General features: G+C 69.3%; 19 protein-coding genes, 2 tRNA genes and 1 pseudogene. 10 read left to right on the top strand and 12 right to left on the bottom strand.

Annotation, left to right across the window (positions count from 1 at the left end; genetic code table 11):
• Positions 1-28 precede the first annotated feature (28 nt).
• A complete protein-coding gene (locus OVA30_RS15680; protein WP_268176011.1) occupies positions 29-1,651 on the bottom strand; it encodes a calcium-binding protein in 1,623 nt (540 codons plus the stop codon).
• Between the two features lie 293 nt (positions 1,652-1,944).
• On the opposite strand from OVA30_RS15680, the gene trmFO reads away from it, so the two are divergent.
• Positions 1,945-3,369 (top strand): methylenetetrahydrofolate--tRNA-(uracil(54)-C(5))-methyltransferase (FADH(2)-oxidizing) TrmFO, encoded by a 1,425-nt coding sequence (gene trmFO, locus OVA30_RS15675; RefSeq protein WP_043707097.1) that lies wholly within the window; start codon positions 1,945-1,947, stop codon positions 3,367-3,369.
• Between the two features lie 18 nt (positions 3,370-3,387).
• On the opposite strand, the gene OVA30_RS15670 is transcribed toward trmFO, so the two are convergent.
• On the bottom strand, positions 3,388-3,600 hold the full coding sequence (locus OVA30_RS15670; protein WP_268176010.1) for a hypothetical protein: 213 nt from the start codon (positions 3,598-3,600) through the stop codon (positions 3,388-3,390).
• Between the two features lie 382 nt (positions 3,601-3,982).
• Between OVA30_RS15670 and OVA30_RS15665 the strand changes: the two genes are divergently transcribed.
• A complete protein-coding gene (locus tag OVA30_RS15665; RefSeq protein WP_268176009.1) occupies positions 3,983-4,393 on the top strand; it encodes a hypothetical protein in 411 nt (136 codons plus the stop codon).
• A gap of 12 nt (positions 4,394-4,405) precedes the next feature.
• Here OVA30_RS15665 and OVA30_RS15660 read toward each other — a convergent pair.
• A tRNA-Arg gene (locus OVA30_RS15660) sits at positions 4,406-4,482 on the bottom strand.
• 45 nt (positions 4,483-4,527) lie between these two features.
• Positions 4,528-4,604: transfer RNA gene (locus tag OVA30_RS15655), tRNA-Pro, on the bottom strand.
• A gap of 502 nt (positions 4,605-5,106) precedes the next feature.
• Between OVA30_RS15655 and OVA30_RS15650 the strand changes: the two are divergent.
• Positions 5,107-5,226, top strand: a pseudogene (locus OVA30_RS15650) (IS5/IS1182 family transposase); the annotation flags it as partial.
• A gap of 453 nt (positions 5,227-5,679) precedes the next feature.
• Here OVA30_RS15650 and OVA30_RS15645 read toward each other — a convergent pair.
• The 3 genes from OVA30_RS15645 to fdxA form a co-directional block, all read right to left on the bottom strand.
• Entirely contained in the window at positions 5,680-6,552 is an 873-nt protein-coding gene (locus OVA30_RS15645; protein WP_003599511.1) for an RNA polymerase factor sigma-32, read from the bottom strand.
• A 282-nt stretch (positions 6,553-6,834) separates the two neighbouring features.
• Positions 6,835-7,425: a CarD family transcriptional regulator gene (locus OVA30_RS15640; RefSeq protein WP_003599510.1), complete on the bottom strand. Its 591-nt coding sequence runs from the start codon at positions 7,423-7,425 to the stop codon at positions 6,835-6,837.
• Positions 7,426-7,944: 519 nt separating this feature from the next.
• Entirely contained in the window at positions 7,945-8,283 is a 339-nt protein-coding gene (gene fdxA, locus OVA30_RS15635) for a ferredoxin FdxA (protein WP_003599509.1), read from the bottom strand.
• Positions 8,284-8,761: 478 nt separating this feature from the next.
• Between fdxA and OVA30_RS15630 the strand changes: the two genes are divergently transcribed.
• The 3 genes from OVA30_RS15630 to greA all read left to right on the top strand — a co-directional run bounded on the left by OVA30_RS15630 (position 8,762) and on the right by greA (position 10,950).
• Entirely contained in the window at positions 8,762-9,361 is a 600-nt protein-coding gene (locus tag OVA30_RS15630; protein WP_268176008.1) for a hypothetical protein, read from the top strand.
• Between the two features lie 105 nt (positions 9,362-9,466).
• A complete protein-coding gene (gene acuI, locus OVA30_RS15625) occupies positions 9,467-10,465 on the top strand; it encodes an acrylyl-CoA reductase (NADPH) (RefSeq protein WP_268176007.1) in 999 nt (332 codons plus the stop codon).
• 20 nt (positions 10,466-10,485) lie between these two features.
• Entirely contained in the window at positions 10,486-10,950 is a 465-nt protein-coding gene (gene greA, locus OVA30_RS15620; RefSeq protein WP_056113075.1) for a transcription elongation factor GreA, read from the top strand.
• 124 nt (positions 10,951-11,074) lie between these two features.
• On the opposite strand, the gene OVA30_RS15615 is transcribed toward greA, so the two are convergent.
• Positions 11,075-12,019: a ribose-phosphate pyrophosphokinase gene (locus tag OVA30_RS15615; protein WP_003599505.1), complete on the bottom strand. Its 945-nt coding sequence runs from the start codon at positions 12,017-12,019 to the stop codon at positions 11,075-11,077.
• Between the two features lie 166 nt (positions 12,020-12,185).
• Positions 12,186-12,413, bottom strand: coding sequence for a DUF4170 domain-containing protein (locus OVA30_RS15610; protein ID WP_003599504.1), 228 nt, complete (start codon positions 12,411-12,413; stop codon positions 12,186-12,188).
• A 127-nt stretch (positions 12,414-12,540) separates the two neighbouring features.
• Here OVA30_RS15610 and OVA30_RS15605 point away from each other — a divergent pair, with 127 nt between their 5' ends.
• Complete coding sequence (locus OVA30_RS15605; RefSeq protein ID WP_268176006.1) at positions 12,541-13,005, top strand: hypothetical protein; 465 nt, start codon at positions 12,541-12,543, stop codon at positions 13,003-13,005.
• 56 nt (positions 13,006-13,061) lie between these two features.
• Here the strand turns inward: OVA30_RS15605 and xseA are convergent, their stop codons facing one another.
• The 3 genes from xseA to OVA30_RS15590 all read right to left on the bottom strand — a co-directional run bounded on the left by xseA (position 13,062) and on the right by OVA30_RS15590 (position 15,890).
• On the bottom strand, positions 13,062-14,633 hold the full coding sequence (gene xseA, locus OVA30_RS15600) for an exodeoxyribonuclease VII large subunit (protein WP_268176005.1): 1,572 nt from the start codon (positions 14,631-14,633) through the stop codon (positions 13,062-13,064).
• Positions 14,634-14,850: 217 nt separating this feature from the next.
• Positions 14,851-15,066 carry a hypothetical protein gene (locus tag OVA30_RS15595; protein ID WP_015824059.1) on the bottom strand — a complete coding sequence of 72 codons (216 nt, stop codon included), beginning with the start codon at positions 15,064-15,066 and terminating at the stop codon, positions 14,851-14,853.
• An 86-nt stretch (positions 15,067-15,152) separates the two neighbouring features.
• Entirely contained in the window at positions 15,153-15,890 is a 738-nt protein-coding gene (locus OVA30_RS15590; protein ID WP_012255066.1) for a hypothetical protein, read from the bottom strand.
• A gap of 83 nt (positions 15,891-15,973) precedes the next feature.
• Between OVA30_RS15590 and purD the strand changes: the two genes are divergently transcribed.
• The 3 genes from purD (at position 15,974) to OVA30_RS15575 (ending at position 18,546) form a co-directional block, all read left to right on the top strand.
• Complete coding sequence (gene purD / locus OVA30_RS15585) at positions 15,974-17,296, top strand: phosphoribosylamine--glycine ligase (protein ID WP_268176004.1); 1,323 nt, start codon at positions 15,974-15,976, stop codon at positions 17,294-17,296.
• 13 nt (positions 17,297-17,309) lie between these two features.
• A complete protein-coding gene (locus OVA30_RS15580; protein ID WP_268176003.1) occupies positions 17,310-17,753 on the top strand; it encodes a nucleoside deaminase in 444 nt (147 codons plus the stop codon).
• A 91-nt stretch (positions 17,754-17,844) separates the two neighbouring features.
• Complete coding sequence (locus OVA30_RS15575; protein WP_268176002.1) at positions 17,845-18,546, top strand: SDR family NAD(P)-dependent oxidoreductase; 702 nt, start codon at positions 17,845-17,847, stop codon at positions 18,544-18,546.
• Positions 18,547-18,548 lie beyond the last annotated feature (2 nt).

Here is an 18,548-nt window from a genome sequence, read left to right as displayed (position 1 = left end):
GTGCCCGGCAGACGGGATCACCCCTGGATCACACGATGAGGAAATCCGTGTGATCGAGGGCGGCGTGGTTATCCAGCACCGCGACCAGGACGGCCTCTTTCCGGCCGCTGCCGTCGGCGTCGTAGAACAGCTCGCCCGTCTTCTGCTTGTAGAGAATGCGGTCGTCGGCATCCGCCTTGATCGCTTTGGCCGGACCGAGGTTCTTGAACTGCTCAGGCGCCAGCGCCCCGGTGTCGAGGCCCGAGAACACCGCGTGGTCGAGGTGGAACACGTCGTCCTGTGACGTGAAGTCCCTGACGTGATCGACGTTGCCGCGGCCGAGCCGGGCGTCGAACAGGAAGGTGTCGGCGCCGGCTCCGCCCGTGAGCCGGTCGGCGCCGAGGCCGCCCGCGAGGCTGTCGTCACCGCCGCCGCCGTCGAGCCCGTTGTCGCCGGCATTGCCGATCAGCCGCTGGCCGAAGGCGTTTCCGGTGAGGGACAGCGGCGCGCATCCAGTACTCTTGGCGAGCTGCAGGATCTCGATCTCCTGGCCGGCGGCCAGCGTGTAGGCGCTCGTCGCCACGAGCCGGTCGGTGCCCTGCCCCCTGCCCTCGAACACTTGGTCGCCGGGCGTGTCGACGAAGTAGGTGTCGTCACCGGCCCCGCCCACGAGCTGATCGCGGCCGCCGCCGCCGCGCAGGACATCGTCGCCCGCATCGCCGAACAGCCGGTCGTCGCCGGCCGTGCCGATGAGCGTGTCGTCGCCGGCAAAGCCCAGGACCGGATTGCCGCTCCCGTCGGCCTCGAGCCGGTCGTCGCCCCGGCCGCCGACGACGTAGGCGACGCCCTCGGGCTTGTTCAGGAAGCCGTAGTCGATCCCGGTGGCCTGGCTCGCGGCGGCGACCAGATTGCCGAACACCGCTTCCGGTGTGCCCGCGGCGGGACGGCCGGCGAGTTCCTGATAGAAGCGCGCATAGGCATCAAAGCCGAGATCCTCGTAGACTTGAGTGAGCAGGGCGGCGGCAAGGTCCGCAGCCCCCCAATTGTTGGGGTTCGGAACGCCGGTCGCCGCGCCGAGGGTGTTGGCGAGCGTGGTGCCCGCCTCCCCGAAGAAGGTCTGCGCAAGGTCTTCGAGGATGGACTGCTTGAATTCGTCGAAGGGCAGGGCACCGAACGCGCTGCCGGGGATGCCGGCCTCCTGCATCGACACGAACCGATTGGCGATCGCGAACCCCGTGACGAAGGCATCCACGGTCCCGAGTTGCGGGCCATAGAACCAGAAGTTCCGCCCGAGTTCGTAGAAGACCGTCTGATCGAAGGTGCCACCTTCGGCCGCGCCGGCGTAGAGCTGATCGAACGCGCTGGTCGTGAGCTCGATGCCGGTGGCTCCGAGAAAGCCGATCGCGTTCGCCGCGCCTCCGAGCGCCGTGGGCACCTCGGCGATCGTGAGCAGGCCGTTATAGGCTCTGTACGTGGCCGGAGCCTGCCCGGTGATGGCGAGGTAGACCTCGTAGGCGGCATCGATCCTGTTCAGGATGTCCTGCATGACATCGCCGTCGAGATCGTTGGCCGATGTCAGGAGTGCGACGTGCTGGCCCTGCCAGGGATAGAGCGAGACGAGGTAGCCGTCGTACACGAAGTAGGGCAGCGCCCCGTCGGGAGAGATCGCCATTGCCGTCCGCTCCGCTTGTCCGGCCCGGATATCGGGGATGGGGGGCCCACGGTACCGCCGGCGCGGTTTGCCTGTCTCGGCCGCGATGTGGCACCCGCGAGCAATTGCGGCTTAAGTCTTCCGGAGCGGTTGCGCCGGCTCGGGCGAAGGGCCGGTTTCACTCAGGGCGTCCGGTGCGCGCTTCGCCGACGCGGCGATGGAGCGCATCCTGTCCTTCGCGCCGGCCGCGCCCCGCCTCGCCTCCTGTGCCCGCCCGCATTGATCGCGCGGCCGCGGGGTTCTATTCCGTTGCGATGACGAACCCGATCCATATCGTCGGCGGTGGCCTCGCCGGTTCCGAAGCGGCCTGGCAGGTTGCGCAGGGCGGCCGCACGGTCGTGCTGCACGAGATGCGGCCCGTTCGCGCCACCGATGCCCACCACACCGACGGGCTGGCCGAACTGGTCTGCTCCAACTCCTTCCGCTCGGACGACGCGAACGGCAACGCCGTCGGCCTGCTGCATCAGGAGATGCGCAGCCTCGACTCGCTGATCATGCGCACGGCCGACGCCCACCAAGTGCCCGCGGGCGGGGCGCTCGCCGTCGATCGCGAGGGGTTTTCGCGGGCCGTCACCGCGGCGCTGGAGGAACACCCCAACATCACCATCGTCCGTGAGGAGGTCGCCGGCCTTCCCCCCGAGGACTGGGGTTCGACCATCCTCGCCACCGGCCCCCTCACCTCCCCGGCGCTGGCCGAGGCCGTCGGCACGCTGACGGGCCGGGAATCGCTCGCCTTCTTCGACGCCATCGCCCCGATCGTCCACCGCGACTCGATCGACATGGGCAAGGCGTGGTTCCAGTCCCGCTACGACAAGGCCGGCCCCGGCGGCACGGGGGCGGATTACCTCAACTGCCCGATGGACCGGGAGCAGTACGAGGCCTTCGTCGCCGCGTTGATCGCGGGCGAGAAGACGGCGTTCAAGGAATGGGAGGCCTCGACCCCCTATTTCGACGGCTGCCTGCCGATCGAGGTGATGGCCGAGCGTGGGCCCGAGACCCTGCGCCACGGGCCGATGAAGCCGGTTGGGCTCACCAATCCGCACAACCCGACGGTCAAGGCCTACGCCATCGTCCAACTGCGTCAGGACAATGCGCTCGGCACCCTGTTCAACATGGTGGGCTTCCAGACCAAGCTGCGCCACGCCGAGCAGGTCCGGGTCTTCCGCACGATTCCGGGGCTGGAGAATGCCGAGTTCGCCCGGCTCGGCGGCCTGCACCGCAACACCTATCTCGACAGCCCGCGCCTGCTCGACGCGACCCTGCGGCTGAAGGCACGGCCCCAGCTTCGCTTCGCCGGCCAGATCACCGGATGCGAGGGGTACGTCGAGAGCGCCGCGGTCGGGCTGATGGCCGGCCGCTACGCGCTCGCCGAGGCGGAGGGGCAGACGCTCGCTCCCCTGCCCCCGACGACCGCGCTCGGGGCGCTCATCGGCCACATCACCGGCGGCCATGTCGAGGCGCCCGAGGAGGCGGAGCGCAACGCACCGCGCTCGTTCCAGCCGATGAACGTGAATTTCGGGCTGTTCCCGCCGCTGGCGCAGATGCCCCGCAACGAGACCGGCAAGCGCCTGCGCGGGCCCGAGAAGGCGGCGCTCAAGAAGCGCGCGCTCACCGACCGGGCGCGGGAAGACCTCGCTGCCTGGATGACGGGTGAGCGACTTCCGCACGCGGCGGAGTAGAGAGCGGCTCCGCCGGCTTCAGGGCGCGGCCCTGAACACCCGCCAAAGGGCCGTGAGGCCCTTTGGGGACCCGATGACCTCAGAACGGACCGGCACGGCGCCCGCGAAGCGGCGGCCCTCAGCGTAGCCGTCGCGCACCGCCTCGACCAGATTGACCTTGCCGAGCAGCGCCACGATCAGCGTACCGGCATCCATGCCCTCGGGCCGCTCATGCGCGTCGCGGAAGGTCACCACCGGCAGGTCGAGCAGAACGGCCTCGACTGGCGCGCTCGTCAGGCGAGCGCGAGGCGGGCAATCGCCTGTCCGTCATTTCAGCCATGCTGACTTGGGGTTAGGAGAACCACATTCGCGGTTTCAAGCGGCTGTACCGTGCCGACCGAGCCGGGATTGTCCCGGCTGCCCGAGCCGATCGATGCCTTCATGCGCGTGGCGCCGATCGAGCCGCAGCGCGCCGATCATCGCCCTCCTCACCGGACCACGCCAGGCCGACATCCTTCGCCGGCCCTAGTCGTCCTACGATGGCAGCGCAATCCCGCTCAGGCAGGCTAAGAGCGCCCGCGGCGCCCGATTGGTGCCGATGGGGTCAGATCCCTGCACGCAAGCGCTCCGGCGCATGCTGGATGGTATGGAGCGCAGGTCGCTGCTGATCCTGACGACGAAGACCGATCGCGCCTTCCAGAAAAGGTACTTCGCCCGACTCTGGGAGGAGGCGACGGAGACCGTTGTTGGGAGCATCGCTCTGCCAGGGCTCGACGAGACCGCCGCCCTGCACGTCCGCGACCTGTGCGGAACGGCCGTAACGATGCTGTCGGAGGCCGGCTGCAGCCCGCAGCAAATCGCAACGATCACAGGCCAATCGCGCAAGACGGTGACCGTGATTTTGGGCCCCTACCTCGCTCGCACGAGAGCGCTAGCGGACCAAACAAACTTCAGTTGGGAGAACTCACCGCGAACGGAACTTGCAAACCATCTGCAAGCCGTAACCCCGACGCCGAAGGCATCAAAGGGGAAAACTTATATCTAGCAGAAGAGTAGATGGCGCGCCCGAAAGGATTCGAACCTCTGACCCCCAGATTCGTAGTCTGGTGCTCTATCCAGCTGAGCTACGGGCGCCTTTTTTACTTCTTGACGCCCTTGCGGGGCGTTCCTCTTCTTGCTTGGTCGGAGTGGCAGGATTTGAACCTGCGACCCCCACGTCCCGAACGTGGTGCGCTACCAGACTGCGCTACACTCCGATGCCGGCCCCCGAGGGCCGACGAGCGGGCTTATAGCCGGCACTTTTCGCGGTCGCAAGCGGGTCAGGGCGCTTCATGGCCCTTATTGCGCAGATAGGACGGCTTTTCGCGCTCAAGATTCGGCGAATTTCCGAGCAAGATGCTGACAAACATGGATATTTAAAAATTCCCGTTTTGCCCGGCGGCATCACGCCAAAGCCGGGCCGCGCCCCGACGGGTCCCTTGCGAGCCGGCTCCCTGTCGATCCTAGGCGCCATGGTCGGGGCGGTCGGTATCTGCGCGATCGCGTGACACCCCGTTGTTCGACTCCTGCCGTGACCGGTGATGGGCGCATCACGCTTGAGGCGGGTCGCCGGCTTGGCAGGGGCTGAACAGCGCCCACGTCTCGACCTGCGGCGCGATTGCTGGCGCCGTCTGCGCCACTGGCGGCGGTCGGTAAGATCGACCGGAGCCGGGGTGCGTCTGGACGGTGTCCGTCGTCACGACCAAAGAGGGCGGCCCTGCCAGCGGCCCGAACCCAACGGACCGGGCGATGCGGGCACGAAACGCCACCGACGCGTGCGGCACGCCGCTCGGCCTGAGGCTAACGGGTGCCAACCAGCATGACGGCCGGCGGTTGGCGCCCCTTCGATGCCGTGCCGCCTTGCAGCAGGCGATCACCGGCCGACTTTTCGCCGGCCTCGTCCTGCCCGTGCGATGTCCCCCCGCTGCCACAAGCGCGTCCGGCTGCCCTCTGACCTCAAAGTACCCAGGTCGATGCTGGCAAATCGCCGAGCCTGGCCCAGCGCTGTGCGGCGGCAGGGCAAGGGCTCTCCGGGCTCGGTGTCGGTCGCAACGCCTCCACGGGCCGCCTCCGGCGCGTGCAGCCGGACTGGAGCCTGCCGGTGACGCCGGATCTCCTTCGTCACGACAAGGCGGCTCGCAGCCATGCCTGGCAGCACCTCCGGCGATCCGTGCGGCGGCGGAACCGGACGGCTTGGTCCGTCAAGCGGTCGGCGCTTACCTCTAGATCGCATTCTGAAACGCGAAAGGGCGGCACGCCTGTGCCGCCCTAGAGCAAACCTGCTTCGACCAATCAGGCGTAGACGCTGCTCGGTGCCTGCGGGAACTTCTCGGCGAGCGCCCGACGCAACTTCTCCAGGGCGCGGTTCTCGATCTGCCGGACGCGCTCCTTGGAGATGCCGAGGCGGTGGCCCAGCGCTTCGAGGGTCGCTTGATCCTCGGCGAGGCGCCGTTCCCGCAGGATCCGGAGCTCGCGTTCGGAGAGCACCGTCAGGGCCTGCCGCAGCCAGATGAGCCGCCGTTCGCCATCGACCAGGGCCGAGACCGTTTCATCAGGCAGGGCGGCGTTGTCGACCAGGAAGTCCATGCGCTCGGAGGACGCTTCGCTCTCCTCGCCGACCGGGGCGTTCAGCGACATGTCAGGGCCCGACAGGCGGGCATCCATGAGCGCCACGTCCTCGCGTGAGACGCCGATCGCGGTGGCGATCCGTCCATGGATCTCCGACCCGACCTGCTCCTCGGTCGATTGCATCAGCCGGGCGCGCAGGCGGCGCAGGTTGAAGAACAGGGCCTTCTGCGCGGAACTCGTTCCGCCGCGCACGATCGACCAGTTGCGCAGGATGTAGTCCTGGATCGAGGCGCGGATCCACCACGTGGCGTAGGTGGAGAAGCGGACTTCGCGCTCCGGCTCAAACCGGGCCGCGGCCTCCATCAGGCCGACATGACCCTCTTGCACGAGATCGGCCATCGGCAAGCCGTAATGGCGGAACCGGCCGGCAAGCGCGATCACGAGGCGCATATGCGCGGAGATCAGACGGTGCAGGGCGCGCTCGTCGCGCGCTTCCTTCCAGGCCACCGCCAGCCCACGCTCTTCATCCCTCGCAAGGAACGGCGCCTCCATCGCTGTTCGAATGAACTGACGCCGCATCCCCGCGATCTCTGCCATCCCCGCCTCTCTCGTTCGAGCATTCTTGGTTCGAGCGTTTCGGATCCGCTCGCTCCGTCCCGTCGGTCGGCGACATGCCGGACAGGACCATGGGGCAAGCCCTCCGTGGCAGAGGCACAACACATCCGTGCGACGCTTGTTCCCTACGGGCGCGTGGCGTCGGAGGCGAAAGGGTCAAGAGCTGTACGGGCGGCGCATGAAAAAAGGGCCCGGCGTGGCGCCGAGCCCTCTGGTTCACACATGCGAATCGTGCAGCGATCTGATTCGCTGACGGAAGCCGTCTCAGGCGGCCTCTTCCTGCACGTCGTCCTCGCCCTCGGCATCGGCTTCCGCATCGGCCTTGGCGCGGCGCGGCGATTTCGCGAGGCTCTGCTCGATCAGCTTGAGCGCTTCGGTCTCGGTGATCTTGTTCACCGAGGAGATCTCGCGCACGACGCGGTCCAGGGCGGCCTCGTAGAGCTGACGCTCGCTGTAGGACTGCTCGGGCTGGGCCTCGGAGCGGAAGAGGTCGCGCACCACTTCGGTAACCGAGATCAGGTCGCCGGAATTGATCTTGGCCTCGTATTCCTGGGCGCGACGCGACCACATCGTGCGCTTGATGCGGGCGCGGCCGGTGAGCACGTCGAGGGCCTTCTTGACGAGTTCCGGCTCGGCGAGCTTGCGCATGCCGACGCTGTTGGCCTTCGCGGTGGGAACGCGCAGGACCATCTTGTCCTTTTCGAACGAGACGACGAACAGTTCGAGCTTGTAGCCCGCGATCTCCTGCTCTTCGATCGCGGTGATCCGCCCGACGCCGTGCGCCGGATACACGACCGCCTCGCCGGTCTTGAAGCCTTGGCGGCCTGCTACCGTCGTCTTCTTGGCTGTGGTCATGCGGAATGAGCCTCCACTGTCATCCACGCGGGGCGCGTCCACGCCCGCACGCTCGTCACCTCCGGGGCGGGACACCCGGCGCATGCCTCTGTCCGGCGGCGCGCCATTGAGGCGCTGGCCGGTTCCCGGGCTCTCGCGTTGCTCACACCACACGAAGGCACCCACCGGGAGCGAGATGCTTCCGGCGGTCGATTGCAGCCAGCCTCTTTTCCAGGAAGATGGAACTCGCTTTGAGGGCGATCAGGAGGGGCGCATCGGGCGTGAGCGACGGCGAGCCCTTATGTAACACGAACAGGCCGGCGAATCAAAGGATTGCCGGCGCGCGAGCGCGTCTCCGCAGGGGAGGATCGAAGGTTTTTCGCCAGCCGAAAAGAGCGTCGCCGGAGCTTCCGGTGGATCTTTCGAGGGAGGCCGTGGTGCGTTTGGGGCATCGCCCCGGATGAACCGCCTGCGACGAGACGCCGCCGCGGTTCCAGGGCCCGTCCCGCCGTGCTGCCCGTGGGCGCGCGGCGGAGGAGCTCAGTCGCCGGAGCCGGGGTTGGGCGAGAAATGGGCCTCCAGCTTGCCGCTCACGCCATCCCACTGCTTGGCGTCGGAGGGGGCGTCCTTCTTTTGGGTGATGTTGGGCCAGGTCTTGGCGTAGTCGGCGTTGAGCTTCAGCCAGCTCTCCAGATCGCCCTCGGTGTCGGGCTTGATCGCCTCGGCGGGGCATTCCGGTTCGCAGACGCCGCAATCGATGCATTCGTCGGGGTGGATGACGAGCATGTTCTCGCCCTCGTAGAAGCAATCCACGGGGCACACCTCGACGCAGTCCATGTACTTGCACTTGATGCAGTTGTCGGTGACGACGTAGGTCATGGGCCGTTCGGTCCTTAAATCCGCTTGCCTGGGTGGGGGCTTGCCTGGGCAGGGGCGGGCGCGCTCCTCACCGGCCCGTCGCCCGCTTGCGGATGCGATCCCCTCGTGCGGCGGTTTCAAGCGTCCCGGGCGCCGCCGCCGCCCGATTTGGAAGCGCTCTAGCCCTTGGCCGATGGGCTGACAAGCGCGCCTTGCCGCCCGCCCTCCCCTGCGCGGTGCGAAGGGTTTTTCGGCAACGCCTCCGCCTGCGTCTTTGATCCGATGCGATCCCGCCTGGCGGCTGAAATGTGAAGTCGAAGCTGAATGTTTAGATCTGCGTAGTCTTAGTCGTTGGTTAATTTTACTGTCTTTGACAATCGAGCTTGTCCGGCAGGCAACCTTGGCCGCACTCTGTACGTCGAATGTTATGCCACGCTGAGACCCGTGCGGGACTCGCGGCGGCGTCGAAATCGTATCGAAGTCGCGTTCCGAGGTTGTTATGGCCACCCCCCTGCCCCGCTCGAGCCTGTTCCCCTCCCTTGCCGTCGCCGCCGTCTCGGTGATCGCCCTGGCCGCGCCCGCGCAAGCCGGGGGCGGCTGTGTCAGCGCCGAATGCTACCGCCGCATCGTGACGCCGCCGGTCTACGACACCGTCGCGGAGCGCGTGCTGGTCCAGCCGCCGCGCACCGTCTACCGCACCACGCCGCCGATCTACGACACGGTGTCCGAGCGGGTGCTGGTCGCCCCCGGCTCGCGCCGTTGGGAGACCAGCATCGATGCTTACGGCCAGCTCGTCGGCTGCTGGGTGACCACCCCGCCGCGCTACGCGGTGCAGACCCGCCGGGTGCTGGTGCGGCCGCCGGAGGTGATCCCGCACACCGTGCCTCCGGTCTACACCACCACGCAGCGCCGGGTGCTGGTGCAGCCCGCCCGCGCCGCCTGGGTGCCCGCGGGCGGGCCCGAGTTCGGCCCTGGTCCCGGCTATGGCCCTCTCGGTGTCGGATCGATTCCGGACGCCCTCGGCATCGCCGGCGCCTCCTCTGCGGACGTGGCGGTGGGTCTCGGCTTCTCCCGGGGCAGCATCTACGACGGCTATTGAGGCCCGCGGCCATGTCGGTCTCAAGCGTCGGTCTCGACCGGCGGCCTTGATTCAGGGCCGGGCCGCCGTAGCTCCCCTCCCGACATGAGACGGGAGGAGCGGACCATGGCGGCGTTCAGAGCCTGGGTGATCGAGAAGGGCGAAGCCGGCCAGAGCCTCGCCCTGCGCGACTTCGACGAGGCCGACCTGATGGACGGCGACGTCACCGTGCGGGTCTCGCATTCGGGCCTGAACTACAAGGACGGGCTCGCCATGACCGGCCGGATGCCGGTGGTCCGCCGCTTCCCGATGATCCCCGGCATCGACTTCGCCGGCACCGTCGAGGCCTCGGCGCATCCCGACTACAAGGCCGGCGACGCCGTGGTGCTCACCGGCTGGGGCGTCGGTGAGACCCATCTCGGCGGTCTCGCCGAGCGCGCCCGGGTGCGCGGCGACTGGCTGGTGCCCCTGCCCGAGGGTCTGAGCCCGGCCGAGGCCATGGCGATCGGCACCGCGGGCTACACGGCGATGCTCTCGGTTCTCGCCCTGGAGCGGCACGGGCTCACCCCCGAGGCCGGGCCGGCGCTGGTGACGGGGGCCTCCGGCGGCGTCGGCTCGGTGGCGGTGGCGCTCTTGAAGCGCGCCGGCTGGCACGTCATCGCCGCGACCGGCCGGAGCGGCGAGGCCGATTACCTGAAAGGTCTCGGTGCGGCCGAGATCCTGGAGCGCGAGGCGCTCGCGGGCGAGCCGCGCCCGCTGGCCAAGGAGCGCTGGGCCGCGGGCATCGACGCGGTCGGCGGCCGGGTGCTCGCCAACGTCCTGTCCATGACGAAGGGTGGCGGTGCCATCGCCGCCTGCGGCAATGCCGGGGGCATGGACCTGCCGAGTTCGGTCGCACCCTTCATCCTGCGCGGGGTCTCCCTGCTCGGCATCAACAGCGTGACGACGCCGCAAGCGCCCCGCCGCGAAGCCTGGGCCCGGCTCGCACGCGACCTCGACCGTGATCGGCTCAAGGCCATGACGCGGACGGTCTCCCTGGAAGAGGCGGGCGGCCTCGCCGAAACCCTGCTCGACGGTCAGGTGCGGGGCCGGACCGTCGTCGCCATCGGTGGAACCGCGGCTTAGGCTTGGGCATTTCGTATCTTATGAGCAGAGCATTCGTCCGTGAGCCGGAAGGTGGCGAGGCCTTCGAGGATCTTCCCGATCGGCCCATCTCCTCCCACACCAACTTCGTGACGCCTGAGGGCCTTGCGCAGATCGAGGCCGAGGTGGCGCGCTTGGAGGCGGAGCTGTCCGGCCTCTCGCCGCAGCAGGACAAAGCCGACCACACCCGTGTCTCGCGCGATCTGCGCTATTGGACCGCGCGGAAGAACTCGGCCGAACCGGTCGAAGCGTTCGAGGGCGATACCGTGCGCTTCGGCGCGACCGTGACCGTGCTGCGCGAGGACGACACGCGCCAGACCTTCCGCATCGTCGGCGAGGACGAGGCCGACCCGTCCGCCGGCTCGATCTCTTACGTCGCGCCGCTGGCCCAAGCGCTCACCGGCAAGGGCGTCGGCGACACCGTGACGGTCAACGACCACGAGTTCGAGATCGCCGAGATCCGCTAAGGTCGAAGGTTTCGAAAGGACAAGTCCTTTCGCGGGTCCAGGGCAGAGCCCTGGTGAAGGAGGTTCGGGGCGCTGCCCCGAGACCCCGCCAAAGAGATGATCCCTTTGGAATCCCGCTATTCGTTCAGGTGAACAGGCTCGACACGCTCGATTCCGTCGCCGTGCGCCCGATCGCTTCGCCGAGCAGCGGTGCGATCGAGATCACGCGGATGTTGCGGGCGAGCTTGACCGCCTGCGTCGGCAGGATCGAGTCGGTGATGACGAGTTCCTTCATCCGCGAGGCGGCGATGCGCGAGACCGCGCCGCCCGACAGCACCCCGTGGGTGATGTAGGCGGAGACCTCCTTGGCGCCCGCGTTGAGCAGGGCTTCGGCTGCGTTCACCAGCGTGCCGCCGGAATCGACGATGTCGTCGACGAGGATGCAGGACTGGCCCTCGACGTCGCCGATGATGTTCATCACCTCCGACTCGCCCGCCCGCTCGCGGCGCTTGTCGACGATGGCCAGCGACGCATCGATGCGCTTGGCGAGCGCGCGGGCACGCACCACGCCGCCGACGTCGGGCGAGACCACCATGCGCTCGCCGGGCGCCAGGCGCTCCTTGATGTCGCGCACCATCACGGGGGCGGCAAACAGGTTGTCGGTGGGGATGTCGAAGAAGCCTTGGATCTGTCCGGCGTGGAGATCGAGCGTCAGCACCCGGTCGGCGCCGGCCTCGGTGATGAGGTTGCACACCAGCTTGGCCGAGATCGGCGTGCGGCCCGAGGTGCGCCGATCCTGCCGGGCGTAGCCGAAATAGGGGATCACCGCCGTGATGCGCCGCGCCGACGACCGACGCGCGGCGTCGATCATGATCAGCAGTTCCATCAGGTGGTCGTTGGCGGGGAACGAGGTCGACTGGACGATGAACACGTCCTCGCCGCGCACGTTCTCCTGCAGCTCGACGAAGATCTCCATGTCGGCGAAGCGCCGGACCATGCAGTTCGCGAGCGGCAATTCGAGGTAGCCGGCGATTGCTTCCGCAAGCGGACGGCTCGCGTTGCCGGCGATGATCTTGATGGACGACGTCATGCCGGGCGTCTCTCGGCTCACTCTGCAAGTCATTCGCGGGACGCGCGCGAAACGATTACGTCCGAGACCGCACAAGCATCCGGCCGCGCGGCTCATACCAGCGGGGCCGAGCCCTCACAATGGTTTCGTGAGAAGGACTTCACTGCGCGGGCCCCGCCCTGCCCCCTTAGGGCTCGAGCAGGCGGTGCAGGTGGACGATGAAGTAGCGGGTCTGCGCGTTGTCGACGGTGGCCTGCGCCTTCGAGCGCCACGCGGTCTGGGCCGAGGCGTAGTCGGGAAAGACGCCGACGATGTCGAGATCCTTCACGTCGCGGAAGCGCACCCCCGAGACATCCTCCAGCTCGCCGCCGAAGACGAGGTGAAGCTTCTGGTCCGAGTCGATCGTCGTGGTCACGCGTCTCTCCTGCGGGATGCCGGGGCCCGCCGCCGGTGAGGCAGGAGCCGTGCCGCTCGGTCGCAGAGGCGGCCGTGCCGGTCAAGGTGCTTGCCGCGCAAGGAGGGGCTGATGCGGGAGCCTAAGGATGGTTGTCCTTGAGATGGGCAATCCTTCTGGTTGTGAAGGCCTGATGTCTCGTAGTCTCGCGCGAGGCTCGAATCAGGAGGTTGCGATGGTAGAGCGCGGATGGCGATGGAGACTCCGCCGGAGGTTCGCTGAGCGTCCGATCCTGACTGCCGTTCAGCTCGCCTGTTTCGTGCTCTGGGTCGGCGTCGTCGGCTTGGGCACCTACTTGTCCTTCGCCCTGCCCTACTTCCCACCTCCCCCGGGCGCAAAGTGTTACTTCACCGATGCCCTAATCATCTTCATCGAGTGCCGAGATGGTTTCCCCACGTTGTGGTTGAACATTGCGTGGTGGTGGACTTGGGGAAGCTTCGTGACAATCAGCTTCCTGCCCTTCTCCCTACCTGTCGCGTTGCCGGCGCTCGTGACGCTTGGCTTTGCGCTTGGGTTCGCTCGCTTGCTGTATCGCTGGCGCTGGACTTCATGAGGCGGTGGGCGGCTCCGCGCTTGCCCAGTCGCTATAATTGAAGCCGCTCGGATGGCTCAGAACAGCGATCCCTGCCGCGCGGCCGGTTCGGCCGCCGCCTTCTCAGGCTTCGGTGCGGGCTCGGGCGCGGCCCGGCGGGGCGCACGCTTCGGGCGCGGCGCCGAGCGCGGGGCTTCGGCAACGGGGGGCGCAACGGGGTCGTCCGGAGCCTCCTCCGGGCGCGCAAAGATAGCGCCGTCCGCGAACTGGAGCTGGAACCGCGCGGCTCGGGCCGCGGCCGCGGCCGAGCGCACCGGCAGGCCGTCGGCGTCGCGCACGAGCGCGTAGCCGCGGGCGAGCACGGCCTTGTAGCTGAGCGCTCCGAGCAGGCTGGTGAGCGCGTCGAGCCGGTCGCGGCGGCGCTCGACGATGCGGCTCATGGCGGTGCGCGGACGGTGGTCGATGGCGGCGAGCCGTGCCCGCGCCTCGGCCAGCGCGATCGCCGGGGAGCGCCGGGTCAGGCGATCGGCGACGCGGTTCAGGCGCTCGCGGGAATCGCGGGCATTGGCGGCGAGCGCCGGCCGCAGCCGCGCGTCGGCGAGATCGAGGCGCTGGCGCTTGACGGCGAGGAAGGCGTCGGCGCCGGGGATCGCCCGCACGAGCGCCCGGAAATCCGCCCGCTCGCGCTCGATCCGCCGCAGCATCGTGCCCGCCTGCCGGGCGCCGAGCTCGTGGACCTGGGCGCTGAGTTCGGCCCGCACCGGCACCGCCATTTCGGCCGCGCCCGTAGGCGTCGGGGCGCGGCGGTCCGAGGCGAAGTCGATCAGCGTCGTATCGGTTTCGTGGCCGACGGCGGAGATCAACGGGATCTCGGACTCGGCGGCGGCGCGCACCACCGCCTCCTCGTTGAAGGCCCAGAGATCCTCGATCGAGCCGCCGCCGCGGGCGACGATCAGCACGTCCGGCCGCGGGATCGGGCCATCGGGCGACAGCGCGTTGAAGCCTCGGATCGCCGCGGCGATCTCCTCGGCCGCCCCCTCCCCCTGCACCCGCACCGGCCAGACCAGCACGGGGCGGGGAAAGCGGTCCTCCAGCCGGTGGAGGATGTCGCGGATCACCGCGCCGGTCGGCGAGGTGACGACGCCGATCACCCGCGGCAGGAACGGGATCGGCCGCTTCCGGTCAGTCTCGAACAGCCCCTCGGCCGCGAGCTGGCGCTTGCGCTCCTCCAGCAGCGCCATCCAGGCGCCGATGCCGGCAGGCTCCATCGAGTCGATGACGATCTGGTACGAGGATTTTCCGGCAAAGGTCGTGATCTTGCCGGTGGCGACGACTTCGAGCCCTTCCTTGGGCTTCTGGCGCAGGCGCCCGAGCACGCCCTTCCACACCACCGCGTCGATCTTCGCCGAGCCGTCTTTCAGCGAGAAATAGGCGTGGCCCGAGCCGTGCGGCCCGCGATAGCCGGTGATCTCGCCGCGCAGACGCACATGCCCGAAGGCGTCCTCCAGGGTGCGCTTCAGGGCGGCAGCGAGATCGCCGACCGACCATTCGGGGGTGTTGGCCTGGAGCAGCGCCGATGGCGCCGGCTCCCCCGGCGGCGGCACGGCGGCGGCAGAGGTCGCAGGACGTGGCGGGGGCACGAGCGGCATGGGGCCGGACGCTAGGGAACGGGCCGGGAGAGGTAAAGGCCGACCGCGCGATCAGCTGGGGAACGGCCTGCGGGTGTGGCGCCGGAGCCGCGTCGTTACCCTTGCTGACGGCTTGTTCTGCGAGGGCACGCGCGCCGCACGGAACGCCAGCTGCGCCGGATTCTCGAGGGAAGACGTCGAGCGAACAGGACAGCGGGTGCGATGAACGCGCCTGGCGTCAGATCAGGCGCGTGAGGATCAGCGCTGCCGTCACGGCCGGGGCGGCGGCGGCCGCCATGGCCCAGGGCCAGACCGGCGCGAGCCGCGAACGGCGGTTGTCGTTGGCGGCCCGTGGCGCCGAGCGGCGCTGCACCACGTAGTGCGACAGCCGAACGACGGGTTGCTCGCGGGGTGTGCGGGCGGGGGGGGCGATCGAGTGGCGACAGATCGGCATGGCAGACATCAACAGGCGAGCCCGGCCAACCGTTCCGTCCGGCGCGCGGGATAAAGCGATCCCGTGAGAGGGCCGCCCCGACGCGCTCACCACAGCGAGAATTCGGTGGCGAAATCCGTGCTCCGCAGCGGGCATTTCGGCGCGGGGCAGGGCTCGGCCGGGACGGTCGCGAGCACGCCGTCCGCCCCCGCCTCGAAGCGCAGGCGCACCGGCGGGTCGTCCTCCTTGGCGTAAGCGAGCCGCACCTCGAAGCGCACCGCGTCGAAGGTTTTGCGGTCGGCATAGACGATCACGTCGCGGGAGACGGATTCGCCCGGGTTGAGGTCGGAGGGCTCGCTCGGGAGCGGCGTCGCACCGGAGAACAGCAACCCCTGGCGCAGGATCGGCGTCCCGCCGCTCTCGCGCACGTAGTCGCGGGCGGCATCGACGCTCGCCGTGCCGGAAAGCGAGGCCCGGAAGGCGGCCTCCCGCGCCGCCGTGTCGTCGCCCGGTTCGGAGAAGCGGGTGCGGATGCCGACCACGGTGTAGGTGAGCCCGAGCACGCGCACCCCCGCCTGGCCGACATTGGTGCGGGTCACGGTCGAGCGGATCGCCACCCGGTCGCCGCGCTCGCCGACCCGGGCGAGGTCAGTCTTGACCGAGACCGAGGGCGGGGCGAGCCCCGGTTTGATCCGCGCCTCGTAGACGAAGGTGTAGACGCCCCAGGCCCCTGCCCCGAGGATCGCCAGCGTCTGCACCAGGGTGCTGGCGCCCTCTAGGCCGAGCCCGCGGCGCTTTCGGCCCGGCCCCTCGTGACGGTCCGGCTGACGATCTGTCGGCGCCATAAGGCAGCTTCTCCCGTGCGTTGCCGGGGCAAACGCGAAACGCCCTTTCCCCGGCCCAAAATTTTTTGGATAGGGTTCTTCTCATGACCGAGCCCTTCTCCATCCTGCTCATCGGCTCCGGCGGGCGCGAGCACGCGCTGGCCTGGGCCATCGCGAAATCGCCGCTCTGCACGCGGCTGTTCATCGCCCCCGGCAATCCGGGGACGGCGCAGCACGGCGAGAACCGGCCGGACCTCGCGGTGTCCGATCACGCCGCCGTCGTCGCGTTCTGCCGGGCGGAAGGGGTCGGGTTGGTGGTGGTGGGGCCGGAGGCGCCGCTGGTGGCGGGCCTCGTCGACGACCTTCAGGCCGCCGGCATCCCCGCCTTCGGGCCGACGAAGGCCGCGGCGCAGCTCGAAGGCTCGAAGGGCTTCACCAAGGATCTGTGCGCCGAGCACGACATCCCGACCGCGGCCTTCGCTCGCTTCACCGACCTCGAGCCGGCTTTGGCCTATCTGCGCGCGCGCGGCGCGCCGATCGTGGTCAAGGCCGACGGGCTCGCCGCCGGCAAGGGCGTGACCGTGGCCGAGACGCTGCCCGAGGCCGAGGCCGCCGTGCGGGCGATCCTCGACGGAATGGAAGGCGGGGCGCTCGTCATCGAGGAATGCCTGTTCGGCGAGGAGGCGAGCTTCTTCGCGCTCTGCGATGGCACCCGTGCGGTGCCGATCGGGACGGCGCAGGACCACAAGCGCGTCCATGACGGCGACCTCGGCCCGAATACCGGGGGCATGGGCGCCTATTCCCCCGCCTCCATCGTCACGCCGGAGATCACCGAGACGGTGATGACGCGGATCATCGCGCCGACGCTGGCCGGCATGGCCGCCCGCGGCACGCCGTTTTCCGGCATCCTCTATGCCGGGCTGATGCTGACGGCAGAGGGCCCCAAACTCATCGAGTACAACACCCGCTTCGGCGATCCGGAGGCGCAGGTGCTGATGCCGCGTCTGACCGGCGATCTCGTGCCGGCGCTGCTGGCGGCGGCTCAAGGCGACCTCTCCGGCGTCGCCATCGGTTTCGATGCCTCCCGCGCCGCGCTCACGGTGGTGATGGCGGCGCAGGGCTATCCCGGCGCGGTGACCCGCGGCACTGAGATCCGCGGCGTCGAGGCGGCCGGGGGCGAGGCGGGCGACGCGACGGTTCTGGTGTTCCAGGCCGGCACCCGCCGCGACGGCGACCGGCTGCTCGCCGATGGCGGCCGGGTGCTCGCGGTCACGGCGCTCGGTGCCAGCGTCGGGCAAGCGAAAGACCGCGCCTACGCGGCGGTGAAGCGCATCGACTGGCCGGACGGCTTCTTCCGCAGCGATATCGGCGGCCGGGAGGTCGCCCGCGAAGCGGCTTCCGGAGAGACGGCCTCCAAGGGCGACTGATGAAGGGCGACTGATGCCCGATTTCCTCGACCTCGCCTTCGCCGCCGCCCGCGAGGCCGCGGCTCTGGGCGAGGTGCCGGTCGGTGCGGCCGTGGTGCGGGACGGGACCGTGCTCGCGGTCGCGGGCAACCGGCCGCGCACGCTGTGCGACCCCACGGCTCATGCCGAGATCCTGGCGATCCGCGCCGCCTGCACCGCGCTAAGTGACGAACGCCTCACTGGCTGCGACCTCTACGTGACCCTGGAGCCCTGCCCGATGTGCGCGGGTGCGATCGCCTTCGCCCGTATCCGCCGGCTCTACTACGCCGCCTCCGACCCCAAGGGCGGTGGCGTCGAGCACGGCCCTCGCGTGTTCAACCAGCCGACCTGCCACCATGCGCCGGAGGTCTATTCGGGCTTTCGCGAGGGCGAGGCGGCGGGGCTCCTCAGGGCGTTTTTCGCCGAGCGGCGGGGGTGAGCCGGGAGGGGCGTCGTAACGGAGCGTCGAACCGCGGCTGCGGGCGGCGCGTTCGACCCTTCGTCCTCGCAATGCAGCGGAGCCTCCTCCCATGGTCCCGACCTACCAGCGTGCCCTAATCGTCGGTGCCGGCCCCGGCCTGAGCGCCTCGCTGGCCCGCTTGTTCGTGGCCGAGGGGCTGAAGGTCGGGCTCGCCGCGCGCAACACCGAAAAACTCAACGACCTCGCCGCGGAGACGGGGGCCGTCATCCATGCCTGCGATGCCACCGATCCGGGCGCGGTCGAGGCGCTGTTCCCCCGGCTCGAACCGGCGCTCGGCGGTGCGCCGGACGTGGTGGTCTACAACGCCAGCGGACGGCTGCGCGGCGCGACTGTCGATCTCGATCCGGAGGCGGTGGCCCGCGCCCTCTCGGTCTCGGCCTATGGCGGTTTCCTCGTGGCGCAAGCCGCCGCCCGGCGGATGCTGCCCCACCGCCACGGCGCGATCCTGTTCACCGGTGCCTCGGCGAGCGTGAAGGGATTTGCGGGCTCGGCCCCCTTCGCCATGGGCAAGTTCGCCCTGCGCGGCCTCGCGCAGAGCCTTGCCCGGGAGCTTCAGCCCCAGGGCATCCACGTCGCCCATGTTGTGATCGACGGCGCCATCCGCTCCGCCGCCCGGCCCGATCCGCAGGACCAACCCGACGCGACTCTCGATCCGGACGCCATCGCGAAGGGCTACCTCGCCCTCCTGCGCCAGGATCGCAGCGCCTGGACCGATGAGATCACCCTGCGGCCGTGGGTCGAGCGCTTTTGAGG

It is taken from the genome of Methylorubrum sp. SL192 (genome assembly GCF_026672325.1).
GTDB classification, from domain to species: domain Bacteria; phylum Pseudomonadota; class Alphaproteobacteria; order Rhizobiales; family Beijerinckiaceae; genus Methylobacterium; species Methylobacterium extorquens.
Note: the sequence above shows the minus strand (reverse complement) of the source record. Positions and strands in the feature narration are given on the sequence as shown.

Coding starts and splice junctions, on each gene's coding strand:
- OVA30_RS15680 (WP_268176011.1), bottom strand. CDS start 1,651: ATGGCGATCTCTCCCGACGGGGCGCTGCCCTACTTCGTGTACGACGGC.
- trmFO (WP_043707097.1), top strand. CDS start 1,945: ATGACGAACCCGATCCATATCGTCGGCGGTGGCCTCGCCGGTTCCGAA.
- OVA30_RS15665 (WP_268176009.1), top strand. CDS start 3,983: ATGCTGGATGGTATGGAGCGCAGGTCGCTGCTGATCCTGACGACGAAG.
- OVA30_RS15645 (WP_003599511.1), bottom strand. CDS start 6,552: ATGGCAGAGATCGCGGGGATGCGGCGTCAGTTCATTCGAACAGCGATG.
- OVA30_RS15640 (WP_003599510.1), bottom strand. CDS start 7,425: ATGACCACAGCCAAGAAGACGACGGTAGCAGGCCGCCAAGGCTTCAAG.
- fdxA (WP_003599509.1), bottom strand. CDS start 8,283: ATGACCTACGTCGTCACCGACAACTGCATCAAGTGCAAGTACATGGAC.
- OVA30_RS15630 (WP_268176008.1), top strand. CDS start 8,762: ATGGCCACCCCCCTGCCCCGCTCGAGCCTGTTCCCCTCCCTTGCCGTC.
- acuI (WP_268176007.1), top strand. CDS start 9,467: ATGGCGGCGTTCAGAGCCTGGGTGATCGAGAAGGGCGAAGCCGGCCAG.
- greA (WP_056113075.1), top strand. CDS start 10,486: ATGAGCAGAGCATTCGTCCGTGAGCCGGAAGGTGGCGAGGCCTTCGAG.
- OVA30_RS15615 (WP_003599505.1), bottom strand. CDS start 12,019: ATGACGTCGTCCATCAAGATCATCGCCGGCAACGCGAGCCGTCCGCTT.
- OVA30_RS15605 (WP_268176006.1), top strand. CDS start 12,541: ATGGTTGTCCTTGAGATGGGCAATCCTTCTGGTTGTGAAGGCCTGATG.
- xseA (WP_268176005.1), bottom strand. CDS start 14,633: ATGCCGCTCGTGCCCCCGCCACGTCCTGCGACCTCTGCCGCCGCCGTG.
- OVA30_RS15595 (WP_015824059.1), bottom strand. CDS start 15,066: ATGCCGATCTGTCGCCACTCGATCGCCCCCCCCGCCCGCACACCCCGC.
- OVA30_RS15590 (WP_012255066.1), bottom strand. CDS start 15,890: ATGGCGCCGACAGATCGTCAGCCGGACCGTCACGAGGGGCCGGGCCGA.
- purD (WP_268176004.1), top strand. CDS start 15,974: ATGACCGAGCCCTTCTCCATCCTGCTCATCGGCTCCGGCGGGCGCGAG.
- OVA30_RS15580 (WP_268176003.1), top strand. CDS start 17,310: ATGCCCGATTTCCTCGACCTCGCCTTCGCCGCCGCCCGCGAGGCCGCG.
- OVA30_RS15575 (WP_268176002.1), top strand. CDS start 17,845: ATGGTCCCGACCTACCAGCGTGCCCTAATCGTCGGTGCCGGCCCCGGC.